At 42.4% G+C, this 12,409-nt stretch carries 6 protein-coding genes and 1 tRNA gene; 4 read left to right on the top strand and 3 right to left on the bottom strand.

The annotated features are described in order from the left end of the window. Positions 1-6: 6 nt before the first annotated feature. From AAGR14_RS09820 to xseA, 3 genes are all read right to left on the bottom strand, one after another. Complete coding sequence (locus tag AAGR14_RS09820) at positions 7-6,552, bottom strand: amino acid adenylation domain-containing protein (protein ID WP_342648414.1); 6,546 nt, start codon at positions 6,550-6,552, stop codon at positions 7-9. Positions 6,553-6,767: 215 nt separating this feature from the next. After that, a complete protein-coding gene (gene xseB, locus AAGR14_RS09815) occupies positions 6,768-6,977 on the bottom strand; it encodes an exodeoxyribonuclease VII small subunit (protein WP_342648413.1) in 210 nt (69 codons plus the stop codon). Beyond that, the gene (xseA, locus tag AAGR14_RS09810; protein WP_342648412.1) at positions 6,964-8,391 is read right to left on the bottom strand and encodes an exodeoxyribonuclease VII large subunit; all 1,428 of its coding nucleotides are present in this window, start codon (positions 8,389-8,391) and stop codon (positions 6,964-6,966) included. The genes xseB and xseA overlap by 14 nt, the downstream gene beginning before the upstream one ends. A 394-nt stretch (positions 8,392-8,785) precedes the next feature. Here xseA and AAGR14_RS09805 point away from each other — a divergent pair, with 394 nt between their 5' ends. The 4 genes from AAGR14_RS09805 to AAGR14_RS09790 all read left to right on the top strand — a co-directional run bounded on the left by AAGR14_RS09805 (position 8,786) and on the right by AAGR14_RS09790 (position 12,400). Next, complete coding sequence (locus AAGR14_RS09805) at positions 8,786-9,124, top strand: single-stranded DNA-binding protein (protein ID WP_342648411.1); 339 nt, start codon at positions 8,786-8,788, stop codon at positions 9,122-9,124. 305 nt (positions 9,125-9,429) lie between these two features. Further along, positions 9,430-9,516 (top strand) — tRNA-Ser (locus AAGR14_RS09800). 769 nt (positions 9,517-10,285) lie between these two features. Further along, positions 10,286-11,131, top strand: coding sequence for an ABC transporter permease (locus tag AAGR14_RS09795; RefSeq protein WP_342648410.1), 846 nt, complete (start codon positions 10,286-10,288; stop codon positions 11,129-11,131). 6 nt (positions 11,132-11,137) lie between these two features. Then, a complete protein-coding gene (locus tag AAGR14_RS09790) occupies positions 11,138-12,400 on the top strand; it encodes an ABC transporter ATP-binding protein (protein WP_342648409.1) in 1,263 nt (420 codons plus the stop codon). The last annotated feature ends 9 nt before the right edge of the window (positions 12,401-12,409 follow it).

The raw sequence follows: 12,409 nt of genomic DNA, 5'->3' as shown, positions 1-12,409 counted from the left end.
AATCAACTAAATAATAACCTGAAGATATTTGCCGGGTTGCTCTTTATTGCTTGTATACCAGCCTGGTCTTCCTTCCAGGTCGCGACCTAGCACAGCACCCTCAACCGGCGGATGCTCTGCTGTTTCCATCAACTCGCTATGGAATAGTGTTTTAAATACTTGAGCATTAATTAATACTTGAACACACTCTTTAAAAACAGAAATAATTCGGTCTATATCTTTGCGGCTATGTGCTTCGGTTAAAAAGCACGGAAAGCCATCATAAATATGTATACCGTTAAAACGCATCAGATGAAACAATAACTCGCTATAAGGTACATCCTCAATAAACTTAATTTTCCATAAAGATCCGAAATATGCTACCGTTAATGGCAACTTATACTGTTTACATACGGCATTTAAGGCGTTGGCCAGATAGGTAGTACTATTTGTTAAACCTTTCTGCAGCGATGGGCCTTTTGCTTTGAAGTAGAGCAACGAGGCTTTGGCGGCCGCCAGTGCCAGCGGGTGCCTCACAAATGTCCCGGCAAAGTAAGTGACGCCGGCTTCGGGCATGGAGTCATCACCATATTGCCAGTACCCCCCATCAAGCGCATCCATTAAGGGGGCGTGACCGGCAATGGCGCCTATAGAGAGCCCTCCGCCAATCACCTTACCGTAAGTGGCTAAATCAGCTTTAATGCCGAACAATGCCTGTGCACCGCCGGAATGCATCCGAAAGCCGGTTATCACCTCGTCAAAAACCAATATGGTACCTGCTTGGCTCGTAATGTTCCGCAATTGCTTTAAAAATTCAACCGGCTGAAATTCCGGGCGCCTGCTTTGTACTGGCTCTACCAACACCGCCGCTATCTCGTGGCCGCGCGAGCGGATGATATCCAAACTTTGTTCGGTGCCATAATCGAGTATCAACATGTTTTGCACTGCCTCGGGCATGATGCCAGGCGCCGCCGGATACGAACGCAAATTTTTTGCTCCGCGTACAATAACCTCGTCAATAATGCCGTGGTAAGAGCCTGTGAAGGCTACGATGATAGACCTGTTAGTTACAGTACGCGCAATACGCATAGCACCAAGTACTGCCTCCGATCCGGTATTGCAAAGTGCCGAGCGGTCAAAACCGGTAAATTCACAAAGTAATTCGCTTACTTCGCCGGCCAGTTTGTGTTGCGGACCAATCTCATAGCCAAGCTGTATCTGTGCTGTAATGGCGTTTTTAATTATTTCGGGCTGGTAGCCCAACATATTTGAACCAAAACCATTTAGTGCGTCAATGTATTCATTGCCGTCAATGTCCCACAAACGGCTGCCTTCTGATTTTTCGACAACGATCGAATACGTCAGTTCCTTAGTTTGCGGTTTAAAACCTGATACAACACGCGGATCGGCCATATGCTTGCGATGCTGCTGCGTATATGCTTTGCTACCGGCTGTTTTTTGGTTGTACGCCTTGGTAAAGTTGTGTAGAAAGGCTGCCTGAACTTTGTTCAATTCGGTTTTAGTTCGCTCGATACGCGCCGTAGCACCAAATGGCTTTTTAATCTCGGCTTGCTCATCTAAACTCAATAATTTATGAGATGCCGGTGTTTCCTGTTTGCTGGTATTGTTTAATACAGGTGCTAAATATGCTTCACCTTTTTGTAACGCCGCCACCTGTTCGGTGAGTACTTGCAATTGCCGACTAATCTGCGACAGTGCATCATCACCCTGAATGATCGGCGATATAGACTGATTTACTTGCGGCTGGTATTGCTGCAAACGGTCAGCCGGTAAGTTTTTCACCAAATAATCCGTCAGTAAATTTAACGTATACAGCTCTGCATTAAACTGCCTGAACGTAATATTGATACCAAAATGTTTCTGAAATGTTAACCTGATTTGAGTCATCATCAACGAGTCGATGCCCAAATCAATAAAGTTAGTATCGCACTGGCTATCGCTTATACTTACTCCGGCACCGTTTTGCAGCAGTTGCTTCACATCTGCCGTAACTGCATCATTTACTGCAACAGCCGGCTGTTGCAGTGGGATAACCTTGTTTAATTTAGTTTCGTTTACCGATACTCCTGTTAGTTGCTGATCAATTTTTTGTTCCGCGTTGCTATCTATTGGCGGATTTACCCAGCAATTTTGCCGGTTAAAAGCGTAGGTAGGTAAAATTATTTTGCGACGATTTTCGTGCTTATAAAATGCGATCCAATCCGGCTCTATACCATGCTGCCACAGTTTACCTAATGAATTGAATAAAGGCATATAAGCCGATGCTTGCCTTTGAGGCTGGAGCGAAGATGGCAGAATTAGTACATCCACGTTATTAACTTGTTGTGCTATCAACGAAGAACATACTTGATTAGGACCGGTTTCTATCACCACCTGTATACCTTCCGCCATTAGTGTATCAATAGCATCGGCAAATAAAACAGGCTTCACTATCTGGCTCGACCAATATGCAGGATCCTTAGCCTCTTTTGCTGTTAAACGCTTACCTGTGGCTGTTGATATTAACGGCAACACCGGCTCGTTTAAAGTAACCTGTGTTACCACTTCCTCAAACTTTTGGGCAGCCTCGGCTAAGGCTTGCGAATGAAACGCATGCTGCGCCTGCATAATTACCGCTGGTATGCTTAAAGCGTCCAGTCGAGCAGCGAAAGCCTGTACATCCCCATTGCTGCCAGACAATACACAATTTTTAGGCCCATTAACCGCAGCCAAACTTACCCCATCAACTAACAGTGGCTTTAGCTGATCAACATGTGCACGAACGGCCAGCATTGCACCGCTTTGCATCTGTGCAATTAGCCGGCCGCGGGCGCTCACCAGCGTAACTGCGTCGGTAAGGCTAAGTACGCCGGCAAAATAAGCGGCTGCCAATTCGCCAATACTATGCCCAATTACTACAGTCGGCATGATGCCCCAGCTCAACCATAGCTGAGCCATCGCATAACTCATGGTAAATAACGCTGGCTGCGCAAACTGGGTTTGGTTGAGCCTGTCATCTCCGCCAGCGGGGTAAATGATATTGCGTATGTCTTCACCAAGCGCTGTTAAAAATAATTTAGCGCAATCATCAACTGCATTTTTAAATACCGGCTCATATTCATACAACTCGCGGCACATGTGTAGGTATTTAGCATCCTGCCCCGGAAAAACAAATGCAAGCTGCTTATTTTTAATGTCAACACCTTGCTTATTACGACTATACTCTTCAATTAGTTGATTGCTCAGTGCACTGGTGTCACCCAATACGGCAAAGCTTCTTTGGTTAAAATGCTTACGCTTGGTTTGCAAAGTATAGGCTACATCTGCAAGCGATTCGTTTACATTTTCACCAGCCCAAATGCTCAAATGTTCGGCATAAGCACCTAAACTGACCTCGTTTTTTGCAGACCAAGTTATCAGTTGCAAAGGCCTTTTACTTACTGATGAAGCATTGGGTTGAGTTGCTTCCTCCACAATGACGTGCGCATTGGTGCCTCCCACTCCGAAGGAACTAACTCCAGCCGTGCGCTTCTTAGTTGAGTACCAATCACTAAGCGTATTATTAATATAGAATGGCGAGTTATCCAACAATATATTGGGGTTCAGCTGGTGGTAATTGATAGTTGGCGGCAACTTTTGATGCTTAAAAGCCAGCACTACTTTTATTAAACCAGCTACACCGGCAGCAGCAGTTAAATGGCCCACATTGCTTTTTATTGAGCCTAAGCCGCAATAGCCTGTTGCCTCGCTTTTACCGAAAGCTATTTTGAGCCCTTCAATCTCCATAGGGTCGCCAATGTAGGTAGCCGTACCATGTGCTTCTACGTAACTAATGTCACCAGGATCAACGCCAGCATCGGTAATAGCGGCGGCAATGGCGCCCGCCTGGCCTTCGGCGCTTGGCGCAGCAAAATTACCCTTGCTACCTCCATCGTTATTTAAACCAATGCCCTTAATGATGCCATAAATGTAATCGCCATCGCGTTCGGCAGCCTCCTTCGGTTTCAACAACACCACCCCTGCGCCATCGCTAAAGGTAGTGCCGCCGGCATGGGCGTCAAAAGGGCGGCAATGCCCATCGTTGCTCAGCATAGCACCATCTTTATACAAATAACCGCTATTAATGGGCGAAGTAATTGCCACACCACCGGCAATAGCTACATCGCATTTACCGGCGCGAAGGCTCTCTACTGCCTGCGCCACGGCCACCAGCGAGGTAGAACAGGCCGCCAACACGGTTACCGCCGGGCCATTTAAATTTAACTCATATGCTGTACGTGTGCTGATGTAATCTTTTTCGTTAGCAGCCATTACCTGAAAACTACCAACGTTACTAACCAAATGTGGATTTGATAATACGTTGCGACGGTAATAGCTATTGTTTCCAGTTCCGGCAAATACCCCGGTTTTGCCATGGTAAATACCTGGCAAGTGCCCGGTACTTTCTAACACCTCCCACGCTATTTCTAAAAACACCCGCTGTTGCGGATCCATTAACTCGGCAAGCTTAGGGTTAATATTAAAAAACTCCGCATCAAATTGATCGGCGTGATTGATGACACCGCGTGCTTTGACGTAATCTGGACTTTTACGTTTTTGTTGAGGGACATTGGCGTCCAATTCGTTTTCTGCAAAAAAGCGGATGCCTTCTCTTCCTTCTTTAAGTAAATCCCAAAGCTGGTCGGTATCATCGGCCCCCGGAAATCTTCCGGCTATGCCAATTACAGCTATATCACCACCTACTTGTTTTTTCGCTTTTGCAACAGCAGGAATTGTCTGTGTATAACTGCCATCTATAGAAGCCGCTATTTTTTTAATTGTTAGTAATTGGAAAATTTTGGTTACAGGTGTCTGATAGTGGAACCGGTCCTGCATCTCCACCACCAATTTGAGTGCTAAAAGAGAGTTACCGCCTAAATCAAAAAAATTATCGTTAGTCCCAACCTTGTCTAACTGCAATAGATCACACCATATTTTGGCGAGGTTTCCTTCTGTAACTGTTTCAGGCTGCTGGTAATCGACATTAAGATCAGGCCTGGTGTGTAAGGGGTCCGGCAAGGCATTACGATCTACTTTGCCAGCGGCATTGTACGGCATGTCGGCAAGTTTTGTAAACGTTGCCGGAATCATGTAATCAGGCAGGCGCTGCGTTAAAGCCTCACGTAAACCACTCATGTTAAAACCCTGTTGGCCGGCAACTACATATGCAGCCAGATAAGGCTGGTTTGCTATGTTATTTTTGACCACCACCACTGCCTGTTCTACTTCGGGAAGGCCATTTAGCACTGACTCAATTTCGCCCAATTCAACACGATTGCCGCGAATTTTAACCTGATGATCAACGCGTCCTAAAAACTGAATATTACCATCCGGCATATATAAGCCTAAGTCTCCGGTGCGGTACATGCGCATGGCGCCCATTTGAGGATGTTGAAGTGTAATAAATTTTTCCTGTGTAAGCGCCTCCTGTTTCCAGTAACCCTCCGCCAGGCATACGCCGCCTATATAAAGTTCGCCTGATTGCCCATCAGGTAAAAAATTTTGATGATCGTCTAAAACGGCCATCGTCACATTTTTAATAGACTTACCAATATTGGGTAAATCGGGCCAGTGGTCTGGGGTGCCGCTTAAAATGAGGTCGGTTACAATGATATGCGCCTCGGTGGGCCCGTACTGATTACGCAATATACAGTTAGGCAGCGCCTTAAAAAACCGTTTCAACTGTGGTGTTACCTTTAACTGTTCGCCTGCAGTAACCACTACTTGCAGACTTTCTGGAAACAGATTGACTTTGCCGGCAGCATCCGTCAAATAGTGCAGAGCTACAAAAGGAAGGAAAAGCCGGTTTATGGCTTCCTGGTTCAGGAAAGCCAGCAATTGACGAGGATCAAGCCTTATATCATCATCTACAAGCACCAACGTGCCGCCGGTTGTTAAAGTCGAAAATATTTCCTGAAAAGATACATCAAAGGTAAGCGGTGTATACTGCAGGGTTTTTGCACCCACAATGATCTGAAGATTACTTTGCATCCATAACTGCAGATTGATAGCTGCCTGATGCGCTACGGCCACCCCCTTAGGCCTACCGGTTGATCCGGAAGTATACATCACATAAGCTAATGACGGCGTTGGATATTTTAACGCTGTTGGTGCTTGCCTTTGCGCACCACCATCAATTACCTTTAAACCTAATGCTCGAAAGACATCACAATCACTACCGGAAGCGATAACGCTTAAAATAGCTGCTTCGTTAATAATATCAGTATTTCTTAAGGTGGGTTGGCTTGGATTTAAGGGCAGATAAGCTTTGCCTGCTTTTAATATGGCAAGTAAGGCTATAATGCTCTGAATGTTTCGGGTGGTGCTTAAACCAATTACAAGTTCTTGCGCATTATGTTGGATAAGGTTAGCCGCCAAGGCATTTGTCTTTTCAATTAAGTTTTGATACGAAACAAAAGAATCATGATGTTTTAACGCAATTGCATCAGGCGTTAAGCGAGCCTGCTCTTCAACCAATTGAACGATGTTAGAAACAAGCAAAGATTCGTTAAGCGGCGTATCCTGAAAAGACATAAATTTTGAGCAATAGATATAAAACCGCCTTTACGTGCTCAAAACACGATTTGTTACGGCTATAATAGTGCTACATACCTAAAGCGCTTACTTTTTTCCATAATTATTTAATTTCATCAACTATCTAATTTATTTAAGCCGCTGCTTACCCTTTTGAGACATCTTTTTAATCGACGCATTAATGCTTGTTATGATGCCAAATTGAGGTTTTGAAACTATTCGACAGGATTTTCTAAATCACCCAAAATACTTTTTATATCATCCTCAGTACTTTTTAAGCGAGCTTTACACCAGTTAACCAAGTAGGCTCCCCGTCTAACTTTTGCCGACAGCGCATCAACCGTTATCGTGTCCTCTTCCATCTCTTTTGTTATTTCGGCGAGCTCGGCCGCGGCTGCCTCATAGGTTAATTTATCCTCTGTCATGTTTTGTTATGTTGGTTATATTTGCTGTCAAACGTTCATCGGCGGTGGTGATTTGCACTTCATCGCCAATTTTAATGGCTTTACTACGATCAATGACATCATCTTTAAGCTTCAATATAGCAAAGCCTTTACGTAAGATACTATCGGGCGATAGTAGTCGCAGCACCAGCGCGTGCATTTCTAACCTCTGACGATGGTTAATGAGGTTTGAAAAAACGTTACTTCCCAATTTTGCATTCAGCGTATCAAGCTCACATTGTCGTTCAAATAACAATTGATCTGGTAGTTTGGCAAACCTGTCAGACAAGTGAGTTAAGTGCAGCTTTTCTTCTAAACATTTAATCTGGCCGATGTGCGCAAGTTCGTTACCCCTTCGCTGCAATTTATTGTTAGCGGTATTTAAGCTTGCGTATGCTGCCTGCCGCAACGTTTGATGCATTACATAGACCTCTTGCTGGCAAGCAGATACGTGTTGCTGTGCCCTAACGGCAATACTATTTTGCAATAGGCTGATGTAGTCGGCAAAGTCGCGGTTACGTGCGATAATAAACTCTGCTGCCTGCGTTGGTGTTTTTAAGGCTGTATGCGCCATTAAATCGGCAACGGTTTGATTTTTTTGGTGACCAATGCCAGTAATAACCGGAATCGGAAAGCGGGCAATGGCTTTGCCGATGGCATACTGTTCAAACAAGAGCAAATCAGTTTGTGCACCTCCGCCACGGATAATGATTACTGCATCATAATTTATACCGGATCGGTAAATAGCTATAAGTTGCTCAACAATGTAACGGGCATTGTTTTCCCCTTGCACTACTGTAAAATATGCATCGACAGTGAATGCATAACCCTGTTTGTTGTTTTGCAACGTATGCTGAAAGTCTTCGTACCCGGCAGATGTACTGGAAGAAATTACTGCTAAACGCTGTAAAACGCTGTGCAAATGCAATTCTTGGTTAAAAGTTACGTACTCGCCGTCTGCCAGGCGCACATGGTCAGGATTTTCATCGACTAAACGGGCCAGGTTAGCTTGCTTTTGCTTTTCGAGTGTGCCTAAGGTAAAGTTGACATCAATGTTATGCACAACCAGTTGCAGTCCGAATGCTGCATGGTAATTTACACTTACCAGTAACAATACGTTAATATCGTTGGTGAAGCGCTGGCCAGTAGTTTCTTCAAACACTGCAATTTGATCAGACCCCTCGTTCCATGCCCTGGCCGAAAACCTCGCCAGCAAAGTGCTGCTACCTGGCTCTTTCTCTACCAGATCAAAATAATGATGATTTTTGCCAGGTTTATAACTATGGCTGGTCACGTCGGCAATCACCCAGAAGCCCCGGCCCTGAAACACCTGCTCCATAACCTCAGACACGAGCCCGGATAACTCTGATAAACGTAAAAAGTGATTGCTGCTCAATGCTTACTGATAGTTCTGTTTTTAAAATATAAAAGTAGGCCTTTTGCTTTAATTTGAATAGTTAGAATGTAAATGCACGCTTATTGAACTCACTTATATACTTCAAACTACTATATAACCCGACACATATCTAAAATTGCAATTCTATACACCTATTGCCGTTACGGTTTACAAGCGTCTTAACAATCAAATATTGCGTAAAAACCACAACCACAATTTGGGATTAATACGCTGGAAAGAAAACCAATTCGGCTTAGTTTTGAAACATTAGTATTGGCGGTTATACGGAATAGTTTTGATATAAACTATGCAATTATTAAAATAAGCAAGCAGGTACTTAACTCAGGCAACAAAACAAACGTTTACTAAACGGAAAGCTAAATTCAGATACATTATGTATACCAACGCAGGAATTAATAAGGTAATGCTGGCAGGGAAAATTTCTAAAGAACCACGGTTACACAATTATAATCAAGAACGCTGGTTGTATTTTAGTGTAGTAACCAAAGAAGTCATTCATTCGGCCAAAGGAGATACTGACCACGAAGAGACGCACCAGATCAGGGTAGAGGAAACTAATCCGTCCCTAAAGCGCTTTGATTTAAAAATGGACGACTTAGTTTTCGTTCAGGGAAAGCTGCATACCAAGGCGTTTGTAGATGCGGAAAACATTAAACGTTATAAAACAGAAATTGTGGCCAGCAATTTTGAAATACTATCAGCCGCCAATTAGCGAGTAACCGAACCTTGGTTTAATATAGTCAAAAGCAGCCAGAGTTGGCTGCTTTTGCTTTTTCATAGTATATCGGTCGGCTTCTTAAAGCACACAAACTTTTGGTATACACATTAAGGCTTATTGAAAACCACGAGAACCTGAATCATTAAAATTAAGACGCAATAAACGAAGGCTTTACGCTGGGTACTGCAATAAAGAAGCCGGCAATCTTGCTTTTCTTGTGTTATCGACTTACTTTTAGCGCCGCGATCTAGCTGTAGATAATCATTACCAACGATGATTTAGGCATTGTGTTATCAAACGGAGAGGTGTCAGAGTGATCGAATGTGCCTGATTCGAAATCAGGTGTACTGTTAAAGGTACCGGGGGTTTGAATCCCTCCCTCTCCGCTTTTATAAGCAACAGAGCTTTTTATAAATATTATAGCTGACATTTAGACAAAATTATTGACAACACATTAATAATTTCAGTTTGCAGTAATCAAAGCTGTAAATTAACTTTCTATAATTTTATCAATAAACTTTTCTCCGGCACATCTCCATATATGAAGATGTCCATTAATTAACTTATGAAACACGGCTCAAGCTTTTATCAGATTTCAATTATGTTAGTATTTTGACTATGCTAAAAGCAGCGAAGAAAGTAAGTTTTTCTTAAATCTTTTCATCCGTTTAAACTTCACTTTGCCGGGCGCATAACTTACAGCTAAATGCAAAGTAACTGTAGCATGGGCAATAGTGCGTTAATTCTTTTACAATACAGTCTTTCCGTAGATTTCAACATACTTTGTAACCAGGTTAACGTCATTTTAATAAAATTCCAACGTCTAACATATCAAACTGATTTTTTTTAATGCTTGCAAATCCTTTTAAACCTTTTTTGCGTATATGCCTTCGGCTTTCGGAGCAAGGATGATTAAGGATTGATGCTTTTCATGCTTTTGGGAAATATAATCTATTTTTTTTAGATATTAATTATAATTAAAAATATTATTAAACTATAGTTTATTATTATAAAACAATGCTCTTACGCCAGCTTTAACTACAATTTCAACCTTGTAGTTACACTTATTTTTTTATATATTTATTTAAGACCTTATTATTTCGCGTCACAATACCACTGGCAATTTTATTGTTTAACGCATAAAATCAATTAAGCATGACCAAATCAGTAAAATGGGAATGGGAAATTACCAGCAAAACTTCATGGTTTGTAAATTTTAAAGAACTTTATTTTTACAAAGATTTATTGTTGAGCCAAACCCGAAAAGACTTTTTGGGGGCCTATCAGCAAACTTTACTTGGACCATTATGGGTTCTGATTCAGCCTCTGTTAACGGTGGGTATATTTGTTATTGTATTCAACAATATACTTGGTGTAAAAACTGATGGCTATCCGCCTATGCTGTTTAATATGATTGGTGTTACTTTGTGGACGCTGTTTTCAGATATTTTTACCAATACATCACGCACATTTACTCAAAATGCTGCCGTTTTTAATAAGGTATACTTTCCACGCGTCATTGTAGCCCTCTCAGCCTTATTACTTCAGTTACTTTTATTCGGCGTACAATTACTGCTTTTGGGTTCAGTATTTACTTATTACGCGCTTACTAATCAGGTAACTTTTCATGCCTCCACCCTGCCATTGGCGTTGGTTGCTGTAGTAATAACGTCGGGTATTGCTTTTGGAGCAGGGTTAATTTTTTCGGTGTTAACAGCTAAGTACCGTGATCTGACTTCTTTAACTCAATTAGTTATCAGACTACTTATGTTTGTTACGCCCGTTTTTTTCACATTATCTGTTGTTCCCCAAAAAGTTAATTGGGTAGTAATGCTCAATCCGTTATCATCTATGTTCGAATTGTTCAGAGCAGCCTTTACTGGCACCTATCATGGTACGCTCAACGCCATTACATTTAGTGTGCTGTTTATGACCATCATTGTAACTGCTGGCGTTTTGCTGTTCAATAAGATGGGCGATAAATTACTGGACGTATTATAAATAACTATGTCTGAAATTGTTATTAAGGCCGAGAACATTTCAAAGTTGTACCAGTTGGGAAGCATTGGGTCAGGATCACTCCGGCGTGATATGCAGCAGTGGTGGCAAACACACATCACTAAACGCAGTACTAATAATGACAAGTCAAAAGAAGAGATATGGGCATTACGCAATGTAAATTTTGAATTACGGCAAGGCGAAGCCTTTGGCATAATTGGACACAACGGTGCCGGAAAATCAACCTTTTTAAAAATATTATCCCGTATTATTAAACCTACTGAAGGACGTATATCAGGTAAGGGAAAAATCAGCAGTTTATTAGAGGTAGGTACAGGATTTCATCCTGAGCTTACCGGCCGCGAAAATATTTTCATCAGTGGCCACATGCTGGGCATGACAAAAAGAGAAATTATAAAAAAGTTTGATGAGATAGTTGACTTCTCGGGCGTCGAAAATTTCTTAGACACCCCGGTAAAGCGCTATTCTTCTGGCATGTACGTACGACTGGCGTTTTCTGTTGCGGCGCATTTAGAACCTGATATTTTAGTAGTTGATGAAGTTTTAGCCGTAGGAGATGCTGAATTTCAGAAAAAGTGCCTCGGCAAGATGAATGATGCTACTCATCAAAGTGGACGTACCATCATATTTGTAAGCCATAATCTGCAGGCAATAGGCAATTTATGCACCAAAGCAATGTGGTTAAAAAATGGCCAAGTCGCAGCCAATGGTAACGTAAAAGACGTGACCACGAGTTACCTGCAAACGCTGCAAACCAACAGTTGGAGCAAAAGATTTGACAATTTAAACCAAGCCCCCGGTACCGACAGAATAAAGGTATTAAGTGTTGACCTCATACCCCAGTTGGCCCACAACGATGCGGTTTTTGATATTAGGACGCCGATTGTGATTAAATTCTCCTTTAAAACGATGACACCTGTAACAAGGTTAACTACAGATCTTATACTGTTCAATGTTTCCGGCGAATGTATTTTTGATATTCCATCCAACCATCTAACCATCAATGAAGACATCATAAAAGGCGAATGCCAGATTCCCGGTAACTTTTTAAACGACGGCGCCTACTACTTTTCATTATACTTTGTCGAAGACACCTCAACAGAACTGTTTGCTTACAAAGAGTGCCTCAGTTTTGAAGTAGCCGATTACCGGGAAGATACTAACTGGTATGGCAAATGGTGGGGAAGCGTGCGCCCCAACTTTCCTATAACCTTAACACCAGCAACCTCGTTGCCTACGGCGGCTGAATAACGCTTTCAT

The sequence above is a fragment of the Mucilaginibacter sp. CSA2-8R genome (assembly GCF_038806765.1).
GTDB lineage: Bacteria > Bacteroidota > Bacteroidia > Sphingobacteriales > Sphingobacteriaceae > Mucilaginibacter.
The sequence above is the reverse complement of the archived record's forward strand: the minus strand, read 5'-3'. Positions and strand labels throughout refer to the sequence as shown.